The following is a 23,873-nucleotide window of genomic DNA, read 5'->3' on the forward strand; positions in this document are numbered from 1 at the left end:
TCCTCACTGCAGTATAAGAGACCGATGGATCACGTCTTTGCGCGCGACGGCGAGAGCGGAACGAAGCCGCTTACAATCCACTGGGCGCTCAGGCAACTCAACCAGCGCCTCCGCGAGCGTCCGGATCCGTTGTCTGGGATCGATCGAGAGCGTCTCGAATCCTTAATTCGGGGCGCGGACACCGCCCGATCGGTGGAACCACAGCCATCCCCATGATCGAGATCGACGGTTCCGACGGCGGCGGCCAGCTCGTTCGCACGGCGCTCTCGCTCGCTGCGATCACCGGCGAACCTATCAGGATGGAGAACGTTCGCGGTGCCCGATCGAATCCCGGGCTCAGACAGCAGCATCTCGCAGTCCTCAACATACTGACTGACGTGTGTGACGCGGCAGTTTCTGAAGTAGCGGTGGGATCCGATGAATTCGAATTCCGTCCCGGTTCGATCACCCCTGGGACGTACGGGATCGATATCGGAACCGCTGGATCCGTCCCGCTCCTGTTCGATGCTCTCTTTCCTCTCGCTGTTGCCACCGACGAACCGCTTTCCGTTTCGGGGCGTGGCGGTACGGACGTGCGGTGGTCGCCTCCGATTGCCTATCAAAGCCGGGTGAAACTCCCAGTGCTCCGAGAACACGGACTCCACGCGGTTGTCGAGCGCGACCGTCCAGGGTTCTATCCGGCGGGCGGCGGCGTGTCGACGCTCCGACTCGCACCCTCCTCGCTCACCCCGATCGCACTCACTGACCGGGGACCGTTCCAAGGAGCGCGCGTCTACTCGCTAGCAAGCGAGGCGCTCGCTGGCGACGAGGTTGCACAACGACAGGCAGAGACAGCGGTCGAACGACTCGAAGAACACGGTCTCGGTACGGTCGAATGCGCTATCAAGTATGCTGAGACCGACTCGCCGGGGTCTTCAGTCGTTATCCGTCTCGATTTTGCTCGTGCGATTGCGGGCGCGGACGCACTGGGGGAACGAGGGAAACCGGCAGAGGTAGTCGCAAACGAAGCGGTTGAGGACGCAATCCTCGTCCGGGACTCTCGTGCCGCCGTGGATCGCTACATGGCCGACCAGCTCGTCCTTCCGCTGGCGCTCGCTGGAGGTCGCGTTTCGATCCCCGACGTAACCGAGCACGTCGCAACCAGTGTTGATCTCCTTGGCACGTTCGACCTTGCTGTGCGAGTCGAACAGGGCGACACACCGAAACTAGTTTCCTCGGGGACTGATGCGATTCCGTCTCCCGATTGAAGCGCCCGCAGAGGATCACAGCTGACGGTACTGCCGAGAATGGAGTCCCCTGATCTCACGAGGCTGAGACACACGCTCGCTCTTCTCACCGTGAATGGGAGTTATTATTTTTCTATCATATTAATTTTAAGATACTTGAGATAGGTAGTAACTTACCATATTGTATGTCTCTTGATATCACAATATTTTTATGATTACGACGGAATAAGATAAATTGGTGGTTTTTACTCGTGGTCTATACAGTTAGTTCTGGAGAATACTATCAGTTCAACAGAGTGAGAGACATGGTTACAGCGATCGACAGTAGAGTATATTTTTAATAGCACCCCATCAAAAAACCTGCTATGACACGTCTCGCGTTGATCGCCCACGACGAAGAGAAACCGGAGATTATCGACCTTGTGCACGCGTACGAGGATTTACTTGCAACTATCGATCTTGTGGGGACGGGAACGACGGGGAAACGTATTGCTGATGAGACCGACCTGACCATCGAACGAAAAGAATCAGGACCCGTCGGTGGTGATCTAATGATCGGTGCTGAAATCGCTGAGAATCGCCTTGACGGAGTCATCTTCCTCCGGGATCCCCTCGCTGCTCAACCCCACGAACCCGATATCTCTGCACTGTTACGCATCTGTGACGTTCACGACACGCCGCTTGCGACGACCCGTTCCTCTGCCGAGTTCCTACTGGAGGGACTTGATCGTCGCATCGATCCGAAGTGAAAAATGTTCTTTTGAACTATATTATTTTTCTATATTACTGTATAATAAAACTAATCTCCAAAACTATTGAATTATTATTGACATTCGAGAATATACTGTTCTGGGACGTAACTCAATGATTGATATCAGTGAATAAACGGTGTTATCGTAGTCCTGCTTCGTCTGTGCCCCGCTTATAACGGTGTTTACCGGACAGGTGACTTACCTTTATTCCATTCGATCGTACATAATTCATCTTATGGTATACAATCAATCAGTTTCAGATACCACTTGCTCTGGGATTTTTTACGAACAGTACGAACGGCGCCGACGCGACTGAGTCCACAGCGCGTCGTCGAGAAGTAAGCGGCAGGTGTTAGAGCGTACAACTCCAATGGAAACAGTATGACCACAGCCGATACTGAGCTCATATATTTGACTGTTGATGTGTGGCATCCGGACTGCTGGACGCTTCACGTGACAGAGGCGGTTGACGCTGGGTTACTCGGATACGAAATGACGATGCGAGACGATGACTTTGCCGATCGATTTCGGCTTTATCGGACGTACGGCGACTCTTGGGCCGCTGTAGAGCGACTCATCGAAGCTGCTGATGACACAGATTTGACCAAAGATGTAATCGTCTTGTCGCCGTCGACAGCGTCTGATTCACGGGCATTCGGACCCGTCACGCAGGATATTCTTGTTGAGTTCGACCCAGCACCGGGGATGCGAACCGCCTTCACCGACCGGGGATTCATGCATTATGGTCCGTCACAGCATGAGAACGGTCGGGAACGACGATCCCTTCTCACTATCTCCAAACGAGACACGGTATACCAAGCGCTCGAAGACATCGAAGCGTCCTATGACGCTGATCTGGATATCGAACGGTTCACCACTACACCCACCCCGAGTGGAATGCGCGATCTTCCCAGCGACGGGTTGTCACCTCGTCAGCGAGAAGCATTTCAACTCGCTCGGGCTCGCGGTTACTACGAATATCCACGAGATGTTGCTGCACAGGAGCTTGCAGACGAGTTCGGAGTCTCACGAACGACGTTTCTCGAACACCTCCGTAAGGCAGAACGCGAGCTACTCACCGGGATCGAATTCCACTGATCGTGTTCGAGTCATAACCGTACCGTCGGCTGATTCGATCGCAGTTGTCCCGAGATCCCGTCATAATGAGGTCCTCATCTCATGATGCTATGTCCCCGACGAATAGATGTAGATGACCCGATCCAGTGAACAGCCGCCGAGTTCGTTTCAGGATGAGAGTTCAGTCGAGCAGCTCCACTCCTCACAGCCAACTGAAGACGACACACAAGCGACCTCATCTGTCGACTACGAGCACGTCTCGGTTCCGGTGTTGGTCATCGGAGCCGGCGCGGCGGGTGTTAGGACTGCCATCGAACTGGCCGAGCACGATGTGGAACCGTTGGTAATCGGAAAACGAGACCATGGCGATGCGCACACAACGCTGGCCGCTGGCGGAATCAACGCCGCTCTCGGGAACCGCGACCCTGAAGATGACTGGCAAATACATGCCGCAGATACCCTGAAAGAAGGCCACTTCATTAACGACGCAAACGGTGTTGAAACGGTTGCGAACGCGATGCCTGATCGGATTCGAGAACTCGAAGAGTGGGGGATGCCGTTCAACCGAACAGAAGACGGAAAGATCGAACAGAGGTACTTCGGTGCCCAGTCGTTCCGCCGAACGTGTTTCGTCGGTGATCGAACTGGCGAGGCCATGCTTGAGGCACTGGTCTCGAAAGCCCGGGCGTTGGAAATTCCGTATCGGGAGAACGTAATGATCACGAAGCTCCTCTCGGACGGTGAGCGAGCCTATGGGGCCATCGGCTACGACATGGACGATGGTCACTTTCTCCGCTTTGGAGCGCACGCAGTCGTACTCGCAGCGGGTGGCTACTCGGGACTGTACAACCGCCACTCTTCGCGCATCGACGAGAACAACGGCGACGGCGTAGCGCTTGCGTACGACGCTGGTGCGCGTCTAATGGATATCGAATTCGTTCAGTTTCATCCGACCGGCATGATAGGTGATCGGTACGGCGAAGACTGGGACGGTCGGCTCGTCACTGAAGCGGTTCGTGGTGAGGGCGGACGGCTATTCAACGCCGAGGGTGAACGGTTTATGAAAAAGTACTCACCCGATCAAATGGAACTTGACGCCCGCGACGTGGTTGCTCGGGCGATTTCTCAGGAGATCAGCGAGGGCAGGGACACCGAGAACGGCGGCGTCTATCTCGATATCTCTCATAAGGATCGGGCGTTTCTACAGGACCGACTGCCCCGGATGTACGAGCGCTTTGCAGAGTTGGGCGTCGACATGGCGGAAGAACCGGTCGAAGTCGCCCCGACAGCTCACTACGCGATGGGTGGCGTCGAAGTCGACTTCGAGACTGGCGCGACCGCCGTCGAGAATCTCTATGCTGTGGGTGAGACTATCGCGGGGATCCATGGAGCGAACCGCCTTGGCGGTAACTCACTCTCAGAGACTGTCGTGCTCGGAAAAGTTGTCGGTGACCACCTTGCAGACGAGTCCTACATCGGTGCCCCGGAACTGCCAGCGTCACAGCAGCGCGCGGCCAGCGAGCACTTCCGAGAACTCAGCGCCCTCAGTAACGGAGGAAGCGAGGATCCACAAGCGGTTCTTCAGGCACTTGGTGATCTCTTAGAGGAGACTGCGGGCATTATTCGGACCGAAGAGGGTACGAAAAAGGGTCTTGAACGCCTCGAAGCATTGAACAATCGGGCGGACAACCTTGTGGCCGGTGAACGGACCAGTCGATCGTTTGAGTACGCGATCGATCTCGGGTTCTCGCTAACCGTTGCCAAGGCGCTGTTCAACGGTGCACGCGAGCGTACTGAATCGCGCGGTGCTCACTTCCGGTCGGACTACCCGGAGAAAAACGAGGCGTGGCGCAAGAACATTACGTACAGACAGACCGAGGACGGTATTACACTCGACACGACAACGCCGGGAGAACCTTCAGACGTGGTCAGCAAAGCACTCGACGCGGACTACGAATTGGACTACCACCAACTCGAATAGCCCTTTCCTCGCATCGGTGCGCACGGATCGATACCCCTGTAAATCGTCCACTGCGTCGCGTGAACCAGTGTGTCTCTCAGATGAATATAATGAATGTGAATGATAACCACTAATGTAATTATCCTCACTTAGTTTAGTATAATGTATTTTTCTTTGGTATAATGTGGATTCTATACTATGTATAATGAACTTCAATACATGATCGATGAAAACATTAATACATTTCTACTGTTTCTATTCAATATGGATTCCAGATTACTTACTGACCCTCCATCGTTTTTCAGGGAACGTGTCGATAATCCCGGTATTCTTATTCCGACCTTGATCGTCATAGCCACAGGGGTTATTGCAGCAGTTGGCAGTGCTCCGGTAGCAGATCTTACCAGTCAACTTGCAACAGAGGGATTAGCATCTCAGGGCCAACAACTTAACGAGTCAACTGTTAACGCAGTCGGTACGTTCACAAGTGTCTTTAGTACCATCTTCAGCTTCCTGTCCGTCCTATTGGGTTGGATCGTCTACAGTATCGCGTTTTACCTTATCGCTCGGTTCGCGTTCGGTGGGTCCGCTTCACTCGGAAACACGTTTGCGTTCACCGGATGGGGGTACATCCCGATGCTCATTCATCAGCTCATCAGTGCGGCTGCCGCATACTACGTCTACTCTGGTGTTACGTTACCAAACGCGACCGTAGCCGCGCAGACAACGCTCCAAGAGTTACAAAATGATCCAGTCATCCTTGCCGCGGGCGTTATCGGACTTGTCCTCTTGGTGTGGAGTGGTGTTATTTGGACTGCTGCAATGAGTCAGCTCCACGATGTTTCCCGACGCAACGCAATCATCACTGTCGGCATTCCTGTCGGTATCGCATTCCTTAGGAGAGCCAGTGGCCTCTTATAATAATATATAATAATGACTGTAATCAAATTAGATGGCATCACAAAGAAATTCGGTTCCGTGACAGCCCTCGATAATCTTGACCTCACTGTAGAGAAAGGCGAGATCTATGGATTTCTCGGTCCCAACGGTTCCGGCAAATCAACCACCATCAACATCCTTCTTGACTTTATCCAACCAACAAACGGTCAAGCAACCCTTTTCGGACAAGATGTCCATACAAACTCAGCCGCAATAAGAGATCGAATCGGTGTTCTCCCTGACGCGTACGATACTTACGATCGACTTACTGGCCGCCAACACCTCGAATTTACCATCGAATCGAAAGGTGCGTCCGACGATCCAATGGAACTCCTCGAGCGAGTCGGTATTCCCGAAGCAGCAGACCGTACCGCTGACGGCTACTCAAAAGGGATGACACAGCGCCTTGTTCTCAGCATGGCCCTCGTTGGTGATCCTGATTTGCTTATTCTCGACGAGCCCTCAACTGGACTTGATCCGAATGGAGCGCGTGAAATGCGCGAGATCATCATGGAACAAAATCAGCGTGGTGCAACGATTTTCTTCTCCAGTCATATCATGGAACAGGTTGAGGCAATCTGTGACCGTGTTGGTATCCTTTCCAATGGCACGCTCATCGCTGAGGACTCGATTCACGAACTGAGACAGCAGATGGACACCAAAACAACACTCACCCTTGTTGTTTCTGATGTTACTCCCGCAGTCGTTGACGCAGTTCAGAACTGTACTGGTGTTTCAAACGTGACGACAGGGAACGATCAGATATCAGTTTCGATCGCAGACGGATCGAAAGCGGCAGTAATCAACACGATTGAATCCTCTGCTGTCGAATTACAGGACTTCTCGACAAGCGAGGCGTCGTTGGAAGACCTCTTTACAGCGTACACGACAGAGCAAACGGAGGGATCCGCATGAGTTGGAGTGTAATAGCAAAAAAAGAGCTGCGGGACGCCAGCCGGTCCCGACGATTGTTCGCTCTGATCGTCACATTCGTTCTCTTTTTTGCCGGCGCAGCCTTCGTCATTATCAAAGTCATGAATACTTTTGGAGGGAACGTGTCTCCGGAGACCCCTGCTATCCTCTCGCTGACCATTCCTCTCGGAATTTTCCTCCCTGCAGTCGGAATCTTTTCAGGTTATAGATCTATTGTTGGTGAGCGAGAATCCGGGAGCTTGAAACTTCTGCTCTCGTTGCCGCACTCACGTACAGACGTTGTTCTCGGCAAGTTCCTTGGTCGAACGGCCCTCGTCGGATCTGCAACGCTTATTGGGTTTCTCGTTGGAGGGATCGTTACGGTCGCTCTCGGAGCGGAACTGCCAATTGTTGACTATCTGTCTTTAATCGTGCTATCAGTTGTGCTCGGTGCCGCATTCGTTAGCATCAGTGTCGGGTTTTCTGCGAGTATTCGGTCAGAGGACCTGATCGTGTTCATCGGATTTGGATTGGTTCTTCTCTTTACTATGTTATGGGGGGTGCTCACCAGTCTGATCGGTATGCTTCTCCGTCGTTATGATCTTGGATCACAGACGTTCCAGGCTGATATCGTATCGTTCATCCGTGCGCTGAACCCACAAAGGGGCTTTAATTCTGCCTATTCATCCCTCTCAATGCTGAATAATACATCGGGTGATGTCTTTTGGCAGGAAGGCTGGTTCGGGTTTATCGTTCTCGCATTTTGGATAGTTGTTCCACTTGCGTTCGGAATGTGGCGGTTCAATCGTACCGAACTCACCTAGGGAAATCCAGTATTATAGCCATTGAGGGAATAGTACGTTATTCAAATGCGGCTACTAGCGTTAGATCGCGTCGTTAGGGGCGTGTGCCTCTTGCATCCGCTGTGCTTCGGCAGCATACCGTTCTTGGAGGTCGGAATCATCGACGGAGCCGAGATTCTCAGGAGCAGCGTTGACTGCTGCTGTGGTGTCGCGCATTTCGGTAAAGGAGGGCAGTGCTCGCTCCTTCCGGTAGTCCTGCTTGCCGTCCGTGGTCGCGTAGGTGAGAATAATCAAGTTCTGCTCGTCGTCGGAGTAGGTGCGTTCAACTAACCACACGCGCGTATCGTTGTTCGATTGCTCCGGCACCATTTTTTAACCGGAATAGTCGTCGTGTTCTGCTCTAGCATCTATCATAGTACCCATAATATTTCTTATAATAACTCACAACGCATACGAATAAGTACGAAACGAAGACCCAGAAGTACGTATATCGACCGGTTTGTTACTATTTTAAGAGATAAATATATAATAATCCAATCCATGTATAGTATGTATAGTTATGGTTAGTCGGTTGGGACGGTCTGATATTTTACAAGAACAATATCAAAAGCTCCAGACTAGTGATCATAGTCAAAATAGTTGGGAGGATATGACTAAGGAGGAGGTTAATGGCATCCAATAAATCACTAACAAGACGACGATTTGTAACGCTCACGGCAACGACAAGTACGAGTATGGCGTTAGCGGGGTGTGGCGCTGACCAATTACCCATAGAGGATGAGGACAAGGCGAAAACCGACACTGAAACGCCTCCTCCGACTCAGCGGGAGAAAACTACTACAGCAGAACACGAAGTAGATGTAGAGCCGGGGAGCCATCCACGAACGGACTACCAATTAGCCGTTCAGGACAAACGTTGGAACACATACCCCCTCTGGATCGATCAGAACGGTCGGATGTACGGACGCTCCGGCACCGACGTGACGGTCAGCGACGACTGGTATCAGACTACCGAGGTGCTGTTTTCGTTCGAAGATATAGATGACGACCATGTCCAAATGGTCATTGTTCCAGAGAGCGGGAACATCATCACGGCGGTGGGGGGCCGGGGAGACACCGGAGGACGAATCTATCGCCTTCGTGATGATCTCAGCGGGGCAGAGAAGCTGTATCAGTTCGAATACGGCCGCGCCATGCCCGGCATGGGTCACGCAGTCTACGACGACATCATCGTTCTCTCGTGTTATGCGCTCTCGGATTTCGAGGCGGAGCAGTATGCCAACGAGGTGATTCTCTCGACCGACGGTGGTCAATCGTTCAACCGCATTCTCAAAGCCCCTCTCAAGACCACAGACGCAGCAAACCTCCACATTCACGATGTTGAATACGATCCGTACGCCGACCGGATCTGGGTGGTGGTTGGTGACAATGGTAACACACAACTGTACTGGAGCGACGATCTCGGCAGTTCGTGGGAGACGATCGCAGAACAAGGTGAGGTTACCATGCTGACCCAGATCGCTGCCTTCAAAGACTGCGTCGCGTTCGGTACTGACGGCACTCCGGAGGGAATCATCCGCTGGGAGCGTGAGAAACCCACCGACAAACCGGACGGAGTGGATGACCTCGTTCGTCCGTACGTTAAGATAGAGACGGATCCGACGGACGACACGATGGAAATGTACGCCCGTGGGCGCTGGCACATTCGGGAAGACGACGGACGCGAACTCTGTTTGATGGCGTTCGGCTACTCTCCAATGGACACGGGAACGGATTCAGTCGTGCTCGCCAGCGTCAACGGAGCCGAATGGTACGAGCTGTACCGGACGGAGACCCGAAAGATCCTGCTCACCAACGTCTTCGGACCGCTGTCGATGGATGGTCCTCGACACACAGTCGTATCCGATAGCGCCCAAAGTGAGGGCTATCAAATCAACGCGACGGTGCCGAAGTTCTGGGCGTAACAGAAGCTTCGGCAATGGAACGGTGTTGTTCTCAAGACAGTCTCATGTGGATAACGCGCCTGAACTAGTAACTCAAGCCGCCAATTTTCGGTGGTTGAGACTAAGAACGGTGCTGTCTCCTCGTACTGTAGTACAGGGGTTTTGCACCTGAAATTTAAAATAAGCCGCCTTTTTATTCACGCAGAGATATTGATACCCATGGCCGAAAACGCTTCTCTCACAAATTTTATAGATGAAGGTGAAAGTAAACGACCTCCAGAAGAAGCAGCAGCCATTGCTGGGAACACCACTGACAGCGAGGCCGCAGAGATAATCAATAAGTCAGAGTATCGTTATCCTGCGTCTGATGGCACGATCGACATCGCGGTCATGCAGGTGAACTACACCATCGAGGGGAGAGGTGACGACCAACATCCGGTCCTTCATGTATTCGGACGAACAGCAGACAACGAAACTGAACATGTGCGCGTCCGGGAGTTTCGACCGTATTTTTACGCCCCAACCGAATCGCTTGATCATCCCCCAGAAGACGACTATGACCGTCTGACCGGCAGCGAAGATGGATACGAAAGCATTCGGGGCCAACCACTGACGAAAGTGTTCGGTCGAACACCTCCGGATGTCGGGGAGTTGCGGGACCATTTTGACCACTACGAAGCCGATATCCTCTTTCCGAACCGACTTCTCATCGATAAAAACATCACGAGCGGTATTCGTGTTCCTGAGTGCCGCAAAGATAACGGTACCATCGAGATCCCACACGAGGAGATTGAGACTGTCCCTGTCGACGCCGACCTGCGAATCAACACGTTCGACATCGAGGTCGATGACCGCAACGGCTTTCCCGAAGACGGTGAGGAGCCGATCGTCTGTCTCACTAGCCACGATTCCTACGACGACCAGTACACCGTCTGGCTGTACGAGTCTCCCACTGGAACGTCGGGACCCGACGAACTGTCCGAGTATGACCCCCATAACGGACCGATCGACGCGGACGTTCGATCGTTCGAGAGTGAAGAGGGGATGCTCGCCGCGTTTATCGATTACATCGAGGCGACCGACCCGGACGTGTTGACCGGGTGGAACTTCACTGATTTCGATATGCCGTATCTCGTCGACCGGTTGAAACAACTCGGAGGTGACGGAGCACTCGACCCAGATCGGCTCTCACGAGTGAACGAGGTGTGGCTCGACGATTGGTACGGGCCAAACGTGAAAGGCCGGGTGGTGTTCGATCTGTTGGACGGGTACAAGCGCACGCAGTTCACAGAGCTCGAATCTTACCGGTTGGACGCCGTCGGTGAGGTTGAGCTTGGAATCGGCAAGGAACGCTATCCGGGCGACATCGGTGATCTTTGGGAGGACGATCCTGAGCGATTGCTTGAATACAACCTGCGGGATGTTGAGCTGTGTGTTGAACTCGATCGGAAACAGGGGATCATTCCTTTTTGGGAAGAAGTCGCCACGTTCGTCGGCTGCAAGCTTGAGGACGCGATCACCCCGGGTGACGCGGTTGATCTGTACATTCTCCACAAAGTACACGGCGACTTGGTATTGCCCTCGAAAGGTTCCGTCGACGCAGAAGACTATGAGGGTGGCGCGGTGTTCGAACCGATCACTGGTGTCAAGGAGATGGTGAGCGTGCTTGACCTGAAGAGCCTCTATCCGATGGCGATGGTTACTATCAACGCCAGTCCCGAAACCAAAGTCAGTCCGGAGTATGACGGTGATGTGTACGAGGCACCCAACGGAACACTGTTCCGGAAAGAGCCTGACGGCATTATCCGGGAAATGGTTAATGAGTTGCTCTCTGAGCGCGACGAGAAGAAAACCCGTCGCGACGAACACGATCCTGGCAGCGAGGCATACGAGACCTACGATCGGCAACAATCAGCTGTGAAGGTCTTGATGAACTCGCTGTACGGCGTCCTCGGCTGGGAGCGATTCCGTCTCTACGATATGGAGATGGGTGCTGCAGTGACGGCAACCGGACGGGAAGTCATTAAATACACTGAAGAAGCCGCCAATAAACACGACAAAGACGTTGTATATGGCGACACAGATTCTGTCATGATTGAATTTGGACAGGAAGTGTCGAAAGCTGAAGCCATCAATCAGTCGTTTGAGTTGGCAGAGCAGATTAACGAGGCCTACGAAGCGTTCGCTGGTGAGGAGTTGAACGCCCAGGAGCATCGGTTTGAGATCGAGTTCGAGAAACTGTACCGTCGCTTTTTCCAGGCCGGTCGGAAAAAGCGGTACGCCGGCCACATCATCTGGAAAGAGGGTAAAGATGTCGATGATATCGATATCACGGGCTTTGAATACAAGCGCTCTGACATCGCACCGATCACCAAGGAAGTCCAGCGCGAAGTCATCGAGTTGATCGTGACGAGCGACGGCAAGGAGTATCAAGACGCAGTGGCCGACTACGTGCACGACGTAATCGAAGGATTCCAGAGCGGGGAGATTTCAGTTGAAGAAGTGGGGATCCCAGGGGGGATCGGTAAACGTTTGAGCAACTATGATGTGGATCGAGCCCACGTTCGAGGAGCGAAATACGCCAACGCGATGCTCGGGACGAACTTCGCGCGTGGCTCAAAACCAAAACGGATCTATCTTGATCGGGTCCACCCCGACTTCTTTACGCAGATCGAATCTGAGGGTCGAATTTCGAATGGTGAACGTGATCTCTACACCGAATTCAAGAGGGAACAAGATGTCATCTGCATCGAGTACGCCGATCAGTTGCCCGATGAGTTCAGTGTCGAGTGGGACGAAATGCTCGACAAAACACTCAAAAACCCCATCGAGCGTATTCTTGAGGCTATCGGCATCTCATGGGACGAAGTCAAAACAGGACAGCAACAAACGGGACTTGGACAGTACAGCTGATCCTCTTACTCGCGGAGTATATTCAGGTGTTAGCGGGTGGTACGACTATGGACAGCCTGTCCCACCGAGACAGACACAATTAATTTACTGGTAGAAATCGAAATTTCGATCATGGGGGAACATCCAAACAGCGACAGCATGAGGTCAGACGACACACTCCGAATCGGGCTTAACGGCTTCGGGCGGATCGGTCGAGCCGTCTTTCGCGCGTCGTTGTCCGATGATACCGTCGAGATTGTCGCCATCAACGACGTGATGGACGACGACGACATGGAGTATTTACTCCGGTACGACTCGGTTCATGGTCAACTCGAAGGGGTCTCACGCAACGGAGATATCCTTTCTGTCGGCTCTCGGCAAATCCAATTGCTTTCGGAGCACGAACCCTCCGCGCTCCCATGGGACGAGATTGGTATCGACGTTGCCATCGAAGCAACGGGCTTGTTCCGGACACACGAGGAGGCAGCACAGCACCTCCAAGCGGGTGCCGAGAAGGTCATCATCTCGGCTCCACCAAAAGGCGAGACGACAGTTCCGATGTTCATCTACGGCGTCAATCATGCGGAGTACGACGGTGAAGATGTCATCTCGAACGCTTCCTGCACCACGAATTCCGTCGTACCGGTCGTGAAGGTGCTCAATGAGGCGTTCGGTATTGAATCTGGCTTACTCACAACCGTCCACGCATACACCGGTAGCCAAGGGTTAGTAGATGGTCCGCTCGCAAAGCGCCGTCGTGGCCGTGCAGCCGCCGAAAATATCGTTCCGACCACGACAGGTGCCGCAGTTGCCACGACAGAAATCCTGCCCGAACTCAAGGGTAAACTCGACGGGATGGCGATGCGTGTCCCGGTTCCGGACGGATCGATTACCGATCTCACTATCAGCCTCGAAACCGATATTACGAAAAGTGAAGTGGCTGATGCCTTCCGCGACGCGGCTGACAACGACCTTGCAGGCATTCTCGGCTATACGGATGAGGAGATCGTTTCACAGGACATCATCGGACTACCGCTTGCGTCATACATCGATCTCGAATCCTTGATGGTCGTAGCGGGCAACCTCGTGAAGGTTCTGACGTGGTACGACAACGAATATGGCTATTCGACTCAGATGCTAAATCTCGCGGCGTATATCGCTACCGAAACCGGAGTCATGGAATCAAAAGAAGCAGTCCACACTAACACCAACTAACTTGTCAGATGAACGATGGCAGGCCCCTGAACACTGAAACCCATGACCATGTTTCAAACTATCGACGATCCTGAAAAACGACAGCAGTTGCTATACTGGAACTGCTTGACGACAACCACGCAATCGCTCTGATCGCTCATCAGGGACGGCTGGGTTAAAGCACGTTGACATCTCTTATGCAACATGCCGATATTCTCGCAAATCTCCCTGAGCGCGAGATTGACTTCATTTCCGACACCTACGGTGAGTCCGCACTCGCAGCGATCAATAACCTTGAACCGGGTGACGTACTCCTTTTTGAGAACGTGTGGATGTGTGATGGAGAACTACCTGAAGCGGAACCGGATATCACGGCTTAAACAGAGTTCGTTCAAACGCTTGCACCGGAATTTGACGCTTACGTCGACGACGCATACTCTTCTGCCCACCGTTCTCACGCCTCGATTGTCGGCTTCCCGTGCGTCACGGACGCCTACGCGGGTCGCGTGATGGAACGCGAATATGTGGCAAACTCCGCCCTTCAAGCGAGAGAGTTCGATGGCACCGTCACGATGGTTTTGGGCAGGGTGAAACCTGAAGATTCTATTCGGGTAATCGACCGAGCCGACGATACGGCCGATCAGTTCTGTCTCAGCGGGATCATCGGAGAACTTTTTCTGCGGGCTGACGGGTACAACGTCGGCTGCGATATTGAGGAAACGACCTATTTCGACATCGGCTCCGAAACAGCCAAGCACTATGCCGATCTCGTTTCTACATCCGAGGCCGTCTTCGTTAAGGGCGCGCTCGGCGTTTTCGAGGACGAACGGTTTGCCGACGGTACGGTCGAGGGTCTCTCAGCAATCGCTGACAGTGACTGTTTGTCAGTCATTGGCGGAGGAGACACATCCCGCTCGATCGAATTGTTTGACTTCGATGAAGATGACTTCTCACGCGTCTCGATCGCTGGCGGGGCATACGTTCGTGCACTCACTGGCGAACCGTTTGTTGGTGTCGACGTGCTCGAACGCTGAATCTGTGTCCAACAGAAACCAGAAGTAGTAGCATCTGTTAATTTATTATAATATTAATGAAATATTATCAGCGACCGACTGGCATCACGATGAAGTTGGATTGGTAACGTTCGGCGTGTTTCGCTTCCACAAACAGACTGTATTGTCTCAGCGAGCAACCAATCAGTGCTCGCTTGGGTAAGAGGATGTCATACTGCAGTGTTGAATCAACCAATCGGCAGTGAATAGAGACCAATGTGCGTCTCATTATTTGAGGATCGCTCACGTTATCTCGTGATGGGATCATCCATGGGTCGAAAACTCATCGACAAATCGGTGGTAGTCACGGGTGCAGCGTCGGGAATCGGACGTGCTATTGCGCTCCGATTCGCTGACGAGGGAGCCAACATCGTCGTTGCCGACGTTCGAAAAGAGCCCCGTGAGGGTGGGAAACCGACACACGAGATGATTTCAGGGGCGAAATTTATTGAGACCGATGTTTCAGACATGACAGCGGTTCATGATGCCATCGAGAAGGCGGTTGAAGCGTTCGGTCGCCTCGATGTTATGGTGAACAACGCGGGGGTCTTTCCCGGGAATCAACCAGTAGAGACGGTCGACGAAGCGGACTACGACTGGGTGATGAACATCAATCTCAAGGGCGTCTATTTTGGGAGCAAATTCGCGGCGGAGGTGATGCGCGAGCAAGACGACGGAGGATCGATCATCAATGTCTCATCGATCGCTGGACTCGTTGGGTATCCTGACGCGTCGGCGTACTGTGCGTCGAAAGGTGGGATCACGAATCTCTCGAGAGAACTCGCAGTCGAACTTGGTGGGGACGGCATCCGGGTCAATGCGGTCAATCCGGGGGTGATCGAGACAGCAATGACGACCCAAGACGCATCGGTCGCAGGAACACTCGATGAACAGATCCCCTTGCATCGCGACGGTCAACCTGAAGACGTCGCTGGCGCAGTACTCTTCTTGGCAACTGACGACGCTGCATACGTTACTGGACACAACCTCGTGGTGGATGGTGGATACACCGCACAGTGACTGTATTGCACGTGAGTAACTGGTTTGGGTGCCACCGTCGTATCTCCAAATTCGGCTGATCTGGCTACTACTCGTGAACACTTCGTGGAATCTGTTACGTTTAAGTTGCAACTTACTGTATTAAATGAGCGATAAAGGTATTCGCGGAGCAATTGGTTGGGAGTAACTATTTTGCATAGTCACCACGTGCCAACGGGTTGGTGGATATCAATGAAGTGTATCGGTGTCGCAGAAAAAGCCCCGAGACCAGACAGCAGAGGTGCAAGTTCTGGAGAATATGTGTCAGATCTCCAACGGCCCGAGCCCGAGGGCGATCTCACACTCAAGCAAACGAAGAACCGTACAACGATCACGTGTTGATCGATAGTTACAATGAGCGTCCAAACTCTCTGCCAGATCTGTGAATCAGCGCCTGCTGAGTATCAGTGTACACGGTGTGGTGCTCTTGTGTGCGCCGCCCATTATGACAAGGAAACTGGGTTGTGTACCGATTGCGCCACAGCAATCCGCGACTCACCCCCCGACAGATAGACCCTCGATAGAATCCGAACGCGGTGTAGCTACCAGACATGTACCATTATCATACGGCAATAGTCTATAGTCTTCGCACAGTGTAAGGAAGTCGTTACTAGATGGAAAACAGAAATGGAAAATCAAGGAATCACATATTTCACACCATACAACTTCTGTAACATAGACACACCTTGATAGCCATCGTCGCGGTCAAGGTGAATCATCACAATACGATATCGCAGTCCCTACGATAACCTCTGATTACTCCAATCGTGTTCTCCTTTACATCGCTACGTTTGTAAAGGAACATGAAAAATCGACCTACCGAAACACTCAAATAATGTATACTTGTCTCGCTAAGGGATACGCTGTGTCCGCTAGGCTTCGCTAGACTTCTTTCCGTGGATGACTTCGTCTTATGGGCATGCATGTGGAACCCAGAAGCGTGTTTTTCCATAATGACCGTGATTTCGACAGTAGCTCATTCCGAATACCCTTCCCTGTGGAAGGTGCCGCCTGTTTCGTACATGGAAACTAGTTCGGTAATAAGCTCCTCGTATGATTCGTCTTCCTCTAGGTGGTCGTCTAACCGTGCTTTGAGATCATCGCTGATTTGCAGTGTATATGTCATGGTGAACACCTCTTTTCATGTTGTTTTGTTTCGACCCGAGCTCTGTTCGTCGAATCACGTTTCGTCAGCTGGTGAGTTGATGGTCGGGTCGGTTCGTTGAACCGGGGAGTCTCGACATGGGTCACTCTCTCTACGATGTGCTGTTGGAAATATGTTCTTGGCGTTCCGGGTGTAAATGCCAGTTGAACGTGCCCTGTTGGATACGTAGTGTTACTAAATATCAAGGAACACTGCGCCATGACGACAGTGCTGTCGGATCGTGTGTCGACTGTTCTCAGAGACTGTGATCATAAATGAAGTGGAGGGCGTATGTCTTTATATGACAATGCAGTCCCGTCGAACGGTTTATTATCTCACACTAGTTATCGTGACCACCCTGGTCTTTACCGGTGCGTACAACGCCGGAATGGCCAGTTGGGAGAATCGCCCGCAGTCCCTGTATCGGTCTCTGGAGTTCGTTGTCCAGAGTTTTACGACCACAGGATATGGGTCGGACGCGCCGTGGCAAACACCCCAGATGAACGTGTTGGTGATACTGATGCAGTTCGCTGGCATCGGACTCATCCTCACTGCGGTAGACGTGTTCGCCGTTCCTTGGCTCCGTGATGTGCTCACCACGGCGGCTCCAAAGACGATTTCTGAGGTGTCAGACCACATTATCGTCTGTGAGTACACACCTCGAATCGAGGCGTTTGTCACAGAACTCGACGCCCGGGATCGAGGATACGTCCTCATTGAGTCCGACGAGGATACTGCCAAGGAACTTCATGAGGCCGGATATCAGGTCATCGAAGGCGATCCCGAGTCTATTGAGACGCTTGCCAACGCGCAACTCGGATCCGCGATCGCTGTGGTCGTTGATGCCGCGGATGATACGAGTGCAAGCATTGCGCTTTCCGCTCGTGATGCGCGTCCTGAGGTGCGTGTAATAACACTCATCGAAGATCCAGATCTCGCGCAGTATCACCGTGCAGCCGGTGTGGATGCGGTGCTCTCTCCTCGGCAGTTACTGGGGGAGAGTCTGGCCGCACACGTTCCCACAGCGGTCACCACAGAGATCGGAGACGAAATCGCCATTGGGGAGGATTTTGGACTTGTCAAGCTCACGGTTGCGGAGGGAAGCGAACTCTGTGGCGCAACGTTTGCCGAGGTTGGGCTACGTGCACGATTCGGTGTGAAGGTGATCGGCGCGTGGTTCAATGGCGACTTCAAAACGCCTATCGACTTGAACGATGTATTGGAGGCCGGAACGCGGCTTCTCGTGGCAGGCGAGCTAGAACAAGTGGAGTCGCTGCAGGACGCGACTCCCTCGACAGTCCGAGCGTTCACATCCCACCGGATCGTTCTTGCCGGATACGGTGACTCCGGCAAAGCGGTGTACAACGCCCTATCCCGATCGGAATCGCAGCTGACTGTCCTTGATATCGAGGAGAAAGAGCACACCGATGTCATGGGTGACGCACGTGAACCAGCCATCCTGAAAGAGGCCGGAATTGTGAACGCTGACGCACTAGTACTCACAGTTGCAGACGATACAACAGCTATTTTCACGACACTTATTGCTCATGAATTGAATTCGGATCTTCCCATTATCGTCCGAGCCAGCGAGGAGAATGACGTCGAGAAACTGTATCGAGCGGGTGCTAGCTACGTGCAATCGTTGACGACGGTCAGCGGCCGGATGCTCGCCTCAACGGTCTTCGAAGACGAGGAGGTGTTGACGTACAACACACAAATCAACGTTGTCCGTCTCTCTGTAGGCGAACTTGAGGGACGTACGTTGGCCGATGAAGACGTTCGAACCCGGACAGGGTGTACGGTAGTTGCGATCGTCAGAAACGGTGAGACGATCACCGACTTCGATACAGCGAGATTCACCTTCGAGACGGGGGATGAAGTCGTCATCGTCGGTACCGACGATGCCACTACTCGGTTCGAACAGCAGTACAGCACCTGAACCTATCAAAAATTCAGAAGCAACCCGACAAAATCGTGTATTCGGGCAACCCGGCTGTCGGAACCGCAATTCACGCGTCCAGAACTCGGAGGTGGTTTGTACGATCAGAATTCCGTTCCTCAACTGGTTTCCATCCTGTGTACTCGTTCGCGTCACTCTGTCGTTGCGCATGAAAGGTATCTCGCGGTGTGTGTTTCATGTCCCCAGAATGTATTTTTGACGAGGATGAATACGGTCTCTGCTCCTGGTCGTTCAGACGGCGTTATCCAAGCGGATCGTCTGTAATACTGATGTCGCCGCGATCCTCCTCGTGCTCGTTGAGCCGTCCCGGAGCGATGTCAAAATCGAACACTGCTTTCGGGAGCGCGAGTGTCGAACAGGCGTTGGGGACATCAACGACTCCACTCTGTCGTCCTTCGATGGGGACCGTGCCTAAGATGTGGTAGGCCTGCTGGCCGGTGTATCCGAACTTCTTCAAATAATCGATCGCTTGAAGCGAGGCGCGCCGATAAGCGATGTGCGGATCGATATAGTGCTGTTCTCCGTCTTCTGTGACTGAGTACCCACAGAAAGTAACGTAGTCTTCGAACGTCGGTCCCCGGTTCCCCGGTTCGAATATGGGGTGATCGACGCCGTATTTATTCATCCCATCTTTAATTACATCAAACTCGACATCAATGTATGCAGCCATTTCGATAGCGCCACAGAAGGTAATCTCCCCATCACCCTGAGACGCGTGGAAATCCCCGATCCCAAACTTTGCGCCCTCCACGTAAACTGGGAAGTACACCGTGGAGCCGATAGAAAGGTCCTTAATGTCGTGGTTTCCCCCGTGTTCACGGGGCGGGACGGTCCGTGCTGCCTCCTCTGCGGCCGCTTCAGCGTCATCGGCGTCCATTTCTCCCATCAGAGCGCCTTCCTTCGTCGGGGGATTCGCAACTGACGGCTCGGCTTCACCGGTCGGATGATCGTGAATCGATTCGGGGTCTTCCTCGTGTTTGTCGATGAGTTTCTGCTCGCGCTCGTTCCACTCTTCAAGGAGTTCTTGATCCGGAGCGCATCCAGCTAATCCAGGATGGATCTTTCCTTGATACCGGACATCCGGAACGTGCCGGGATGAGACCGTATATCCGTCAAGGTCCCAGATCGACTTCGCTGCATCGGGAAAATGATCTGTGAGGAATCCACCCCCGTTCTGTTGTGAAAACGTTCCTGTGAATCCGAACTCCCAACGATCGTTCAACGGTCCCATATCAAGGAACTCGACCTTCAGTAAGTCACCAGGTTCGGCACCGTTCACATGGACTGGTCCAGCTAGGTAGTGAACCTGCGTGAGATCCACGTCACGAATCTCGTTTGCGTTGTCGTTGTCTCGGATCTGCCCGCCGGTCCAGTCAAGCGCTTCGAGACGCATGGTTTCTCCTGTATCGGCTTCAATGACGGCAGGAATGTCCGGATGCCACCGGTTAAACGGATTGGCACCGGGTTGCTCATCAGGCGGACTATCTACGTCAACTTCGAATTTTACTTCTGGCATGGTTATCACCAATCAATAGGCTTAGTGTATTTATTCGAGCCTGCCGACCTTAATAGTTATGCGCTATATTAAATGTTTAATTTTTATAATGATTCTATTCTTATATAGGTATAGATTAATTCCTTCACTAAAATTTAAGTCTGTATATAAATCCAGAGCACTTTGTTTGAATTATTCAAGTGGTAGGCTAAGAGAGTGCTTTGCGCCCGCTTTCGGTGGGATCAAGCGTCGCTAGTGTCCGTGTCCATCCGTCGAATGTCCGATAGCCCATGGATGCCCGCCCGTCGATGTGCGAACAGTGTTGGAACCGTGTTCGTGTTCTCGGTCGATGTCGTTATCTGCTGACGCTACGATAATATCATCAATTCTGATAATTGTATTCGAAGCCTCTTGGGCGTTTGTAATCGCACGCCGTTTGATCGTTAGTGGCTCCAGCACTCCGACAGCAACCATATCCTGAATATCTCCCGTCAGGACAGCGAGCCCGGCAGTATGATTGCCTGCGTGGTGGCGGGTGCGGAGATCAATGAGGCTGTCGATCGGATCCATTCCAGCGTTCTTCGCGAGCGTTCGAGGAATGATCTCAAGTGCGTCAGCGAATGCCGTGGCGGCCAACTGTGCTTGTCCTTCGATACCTACAGCATAATCACGGAGGTCTGTTGCGAGCATAACCTCGATCGCACCACCGCCGGGAAGTACCTCTCTGTGTTCGATAGTCAATTCGAGCACAGCGATGCAATCCGAAAGGATCCGCTTCATCTCGTCGACAACGTGTGCAGTTCCGCCACGGAGGAGAAGTGAGACTTGCTTGGAGTCTGAGCCACCTGTAACGATAGCCAGCTCTCGATCACCGGCCGACCGACGCTCGACTACCCTCGCACGGCCGGTGTCAGCGGCAGAGAGGTGGTCGATCGACCCAACGTGCTGGGCACCGGTTACGCGCCCGAGTTTGCGCAGTTCGTCCTTGCGTGTTCGCTCGACCGCGAGGACGTTTTCACGCGCGAGGAAATGCCGGATCGGATCGTCGATGCTCTTCTGACAGAACACGACATCTGCACCAGCGTCCACGATTGTCGTGACGCACTCCTCATACACGCGATCCTCATATTCGAGCAACGCCGGACGTTGTTCGGGATCACCGAAATTGACCGTTCCGTGCCCGGTGACTGTCTCGACCGTTAGTTGAGAGTCGATGAGCGCGATCGTAGCGTCTTCGATCCGTCGTGGAAATGCTGTGGTCGGTGACACCATTGATGTCGAGGACCGCTCCATATCGATCACCAGACCGTCGATGACTTCTGAATCGCGACAGCTGCCACCAGCGACAGTCTGCTGGGTGATGTTCCGGCGATCAATGAGTCCGTCACACTCGACCGCTTGCACCGCTCTGACGGCGAGACCGGCGAGAAACCGAGCATCGGGATTGTCCCATTTGCCCGTGATGACCGTCCGGGCGATCTTCTGGAGCTGATCGGGATCATTGGCGTCAATTCTGATCGTGGCTTGCTGCAGAGTTTCACACGCTCGTTCGGCTGCTAGGTGATAGCCATCAGAGATAGTAGTGGGATGAAGACCTTGTTCGATGAGGTCTGCTGCATTCCGAAGCAATGCACCTGTCAAGAGTACGGCGGTCGTGGTTCCATCACCCGCTGTGTCCTCTTGTGTTTCGGCTACATCCACTACCATCTCAGCGATCGGGTGATTGATATCCATCCGATCGAGGATGCTCGCCCCATCGTTCGTGACGACGAGCTTCCCGTCTGCGGTGAGTAACATTTTGTCTAAACTCTTCGGTCCGAGCGTGGTCTGAACGGTCTCGGCAAGCGCCTTTCCTGCGGAGAAGTTGGCGTACTGAGCGTCTGCACCGTGGATACGTTCGGCGTCCTTGTTCACTGCCGGAAGCAACTGATGGATGCCACTTTTAATCCTCATAATCACGCTCTATTACAAAGGCAGTACCAAATAAAAATACCTATTGTTGTCGACTCCTAATACTCTATTCGAACAGATACAGCACAGCTGTCACACTACACTGGTCTCAGCAGGCATGTTACGGTAAGATCGTTTTTTGAAACCAACCGAGACATTCGAGGCCGGCAAGATAGTTGTTTCTGACTTCGTTCGTATTGAGATCCGAGAAGTCAGATACAGTTGGTGCAAAAAAGTTCTGCTGAGCTAGTCTTGCGGGAGTGTCCGATCGGATTGCTGAGGGGCAGGCGCAGGAGGCTCATGCGTCCCGAAGTCGGGATGGGTTTCTTCCATCCAGATGTACACGATCGTCCCAGAGACGAACATCAGGGCGGCGGTCAGATAGAAAGCGGCTTCAGCGTTGACGAACTCCATCGAGAATCCGATCAGGATTGCGCCGACGCCGTAACCTGAGTCACGCCACATCCGGTAGACCCCCATCCCGGTTGCACGCCACGTCGGGTGGGCGGCGTCGCCCGGTACCGTCATCAGATTCGGATAAAGCAACGCCATTCCGAGACCGGAAACCCCCGAGAGTATCACCCACGAGAGATACCCGTTGATAAGTACCATCCCGAGGACGCCTGCGCCGGTGAGGAACATTCCTCCGACAACCGGCGAACGTCGACCAATCCGATCCGCGAGTCCGCCGGTCGCAATCTGGAGGAAATACATCGCGCTGTGAATCCCAACGACGAACCCCGCCGCTGCGATTCCGAGTCCTTGACCCGTGAGATACAGCGGAACGGCGAGCCAGAACAGCGTATCAACGAATTTCTCAATGTGGCCCGCTTGTGCTGCGGCGAACAGCGTCTTGTCACCATAGGTGGCCCGCTTCAACACCTCGCCAAACGGGAGATTCGCGTCGTGGCTGTCGTCATCATCAACCTCTATCTCCGTGAACTGAACCGTCTCCTTGATGAGGAAGACCGAGATAAGGAACGCCAGTACGACGACGGCAGTAAGGAAGTAGAACGGCTCGGGACGGAGGTTCGTCTGCGCTGCGATGACGCCCGTAATCCAGGCACCGACTGCGACACCACTATACCCGAACGCCTCATCGATACCCACGGCTAATCCTCGTTGCTCAGGGCTTGCGAGGTCAATTTTGGCGTTGATCGCCATGCTCCAAGTCAACGCCTGATTGACGCCCAGCAGAATGTTTCCGATTGTGATCCAACTCCAACTCGGCGCGAAGATGAGGATGACGGGGATCGGCAGTGCAGTCACCCACCCGAGGATAAGCACGGGCTTGCGGCCGTACTCGCCGCCCCATTTTCCGGCGTAGAGATTGAGAAGTCCTTTGATAAAGCCAAACGAGACGACGAACGAGCCGATGACGAACACCGATTCGACGCCGAGCATGTCGCGACCGAGGACAGGCACGACGGCGCGTTCAGATCCGATGGTCAGCCCGGTGGCGAACACTAGGAGGATGTGGAGCGAGAACTGTCCGAGGTGCTCGCTGATACCCTGTTTGAGTTCAGTTTCCATACT

At 53.2% G+C, this 23,873-nt stretch carries 18 protein-coding genes and 1 pseudogene; 14 read left to right on the plus strand and 5 right to left on the minus strand.

Annotation, left to right across the window (positions count from 1 at the left end):
- Positions 1-24: 24 nt before the first annotated feature.
- The 8 genes from EIK79_RS12200 to EIK79_RS12235 all read left to right on the plus strand — a co-directional run bounded on the left by EIK79_RS12200 (position 25) and on the right by EIK79_RS12235 (position 7,690).
- Entirely contained in the window at positions 25-216 is a 192-nt protein-coding gene (locus EIK79_RS12200) for a hypothetical protein (protein ID WP_124955392.1), read from the plus strand.
- The gene (gene rtcA / locus EIK79_RS12205) at positions 213-1,247 is read left to right on the plus strand and encodes an RNA 3'-terminal phosphate cyclase (protein ID WP_124955393.1); all 1,035 of its coding nucleotides are present in this window, start codon (positions 213-215) and stop codon (positions 1,245-1,247) included. The genes EIK79_RS12200 and rtcA overlap by 4 nt, the downstream gene beginning before the upstream one ends.
- Positions 1,248-1,591: 344 nt before the next feature.
- Positions 1,592-1,975: a methylglyoxal synthase gene (locus tag EIK79_RS12210; protein ID WP_124955394.1), complete on the plus strand. Its 384-nt coding sequence runs from the start codon at positions 1,592-1,594 to the stop codon at positions 1,973-1,975.
- Between the two features lie 384 nt (positions 1,976-2,359).
- Positions 2,360-3,076 carry a helix-turn-helix domain-containing protein gene (locus tag EIK79_RS12215; RefSeq protein WP_124955395.1) on the plus strand — a complete coding sequence of 239 codons (717 nt, stop codon included), beginning with the start codon at positions 2,360-2,362 and terminating at the stop codon, positions 3,074-3,076.
- A 112-nt stretch (positions 3,077-3,188) separates the two neighbouring features.
- Positions 3,189-5,036 (plus strand): L-aspartate oxidase, encoded by a 1,848-nt coding sequence (locus EIK79_RS12220; protein ID WP_124955396.1) that lies wholly within the window; start codon positions 3,189-3,191, stop codon positions 5,034-5,036.
- Positions 5,037-5,279: 243 nt separating this feature from the next.
- Positions 5,280-5,936 carry a Yip1 family protein gene (locus EIK79_RS12225; protein WP_185715618.1) on the plus strand — a complete coding sequence of 219 codons (657 nt, stop codon included), beginning with the start codon at positions 5,280-5,282 and terminating at the stop codon, positions 5,934-5,936.
- A 12-nt stretch (positions 5,937-5,948) separates the two neighbouring features.
- A complete protein-coding gene (locus EIK79_RS12230; RefSeq protein ID WP_124955398.1) occupies positions 5,949-6,869 on the plus strand; it encodes an ABC transporter ATP-binding protein in 921 nt (306 codons plus the stop codon).
- A complete protein-coding gene (locus EIK79_RS12235) occupies positions 6,866-7,690 on the plus strand; it encodes an ABC transporter permease subunit (protein ID WP_124955399.1) in 825 nt (274 codons plus the stop codon). The genes EIK79_RS12230 and EIK79_RS12235 overlap by 4 nt, the downstream gene beginning before the upstream one ends.
- A 60-nt stretch (positions 7,691-7,750) precedes the next feature.
- Here EIK79_RS12235 and EIK79_RS12240 read toward each other — a convergent pair whose 3' ends face one another.
- Entirely contained in the window at positions 7,751-8,038 is a 288-nt protein-coding gene (locus EIK79_RS12240) for a hypothetical protein (RefSeq protein ID WP_124955400.1), read from the minus strand.
- 299 nt (positions 8,039-8,337) lie between these two features.
- On the opposite strand from EIK79_RS12240, the gene EIK79_RS12245 reads away from it, so the two are divergent.
- The 5 genes and pseudogenes from EIK79_RS12245 (at position 8,338) to EIK79_RS12265 (ending at position 15,770) form a co-directional block, all read left to right on the plus strand.
- Positions 8,338-9,633, plus strand: coding sequence for a beta propeller repeat protein (locus tag EIK79_RS12245; RefSeq protein ID WP_124955401.1), 1,296 nt, complete (start codon positions 8,338-8,340; stop codon positions 9,631-9,633).
- Between the two features lie 198 nt (positions 9,634-9,831).
- On the plus strand, positions 9,832-12,525 hold the full coding sequence (locus tag EIK79_RS12250) for a DNA-directed DNA polymerase (RefSeq protein WP_124955402.1): 2,694 nt from the start codon (positions 9,832-9,834) through the stop codon (positions 12,523-12,525).
- A 111-nt stretch (positions 12,526-12,636) separates the two neighbouring features.
- Entirely contained in the window at positions 12,637-13,719 is a 1,083-nt protein-coding gene (gap, locus tag EIK79_RS12255) for a type I glyceraldehyde-3-phosphate dehydrogenase (protein WP_124955403.1), read from the plus strand.
- Positions 13,720-13,802: 83 nt separating this feature from the next.
- Positions 13,803-14,732, plus strand: a pseudogene (pgk, locus tag EIK79_RS12260) (phosphoglycerate kinase); the annotation flags it as partial.
- 288 nt (positions 14,733-15,020) lie between these two features.
- Positions 15,021-15,770: an SDR family oxidoreductase gene (locus EIK79_RS12265; protein ID WP_124955583.1), complete on the plus strand. Its 750-nt coding sequence runs from the start codon at positions 15,021-15,023 to the stop codon at positions 15,768-15,770.
- 994 nt (positions 15,771-16,764) lie between these two features.
- Here the strand turns inward: EIK79_RS12265 and EIK79_RS18140 are convergent.
- On the minus strand, positions 16,765-16,914 hold the full coding sequence (locus EIK79_RS18140; protein WP_185715619.1) for a DUF7557 family protein: 150 nt from the start codon (positions 16,912-16,914) through the stop codon (positions 16,765-16,767).
- A gap of 319 nt (positions 16,915-17,233) precedes the next feature.
- Here EIK79_RS18140 and EIK79_RS12275 point away from each other — a divergent pair, with 319 nt between their 5' ends.
- Complete coding sequence (locus EIK79_RS12275) at positions 17,234-18,871, plus strand: potassium channel family protein (RefSeq protein ID WP_124955405.1); 1,638 nt, start codon at positions 17,234-17,236, stop codon at positions 18,869-18,871.
- Positions 18,872-19,133: 262 nt separating this feature from the next.
- Here EIK79_RS12275 and fmdA read toward each other — a convergent pair whose 3' ends face one another.
- The 3 genes from fmdA to EIK79_RS12290 all read right to left on the minus strand — a co-directional run bounded on the left by fmdA (position 19,134) and on the right by EIK79_RS12290 (position 23,870).
- Positions 19,134-20,408, minus strand: a complete 1,275-nt coding sequence (gene fmdA / locus EIK79_RS12280; protein ID WP_124955406.1) for a formamidase — start codon at positions 20,406-20,408, stop codon at positions 19,134-19,136.
- A gap of 231 nt (positions 20,409-20,639) precedes the next feature.
- Positions 20,640-22,340, minus strand: a complete 1,701-nt coding sequence (gene thsA, locus EIK79_RS12285) for a thermosome subunit alpha (protein WP_124955584.1) — start codon at positions 22,338-22,340, stop codon at positions 20,640-20,642.
- 243 nt (positions 22,341-22,583) lie between these two features.
- A complete protein-coding gene (locus tag EIK79_RS12290) occupies positions 22,584-23,870 on the minus strand; it encodes an MFS transporter (RefSeq protein ID WP_124955407.1) in 1,287 nt (428 codons plus the stop codon).
- Between the last annotated feature and the right edge of the window lie 3 nt (positions 23,871-23,873).

The sequence above is a fragment of the Halocatena pleomorpha genome, assembly GCF_003862495.1.
In the GTDB taxonomy this organism is placed as follows: Archaea; Halobacteriota; Halobacteria; order Halobacteriales; family Haloarculaceae; genus Halocatena; species Halocatena pleomorpha.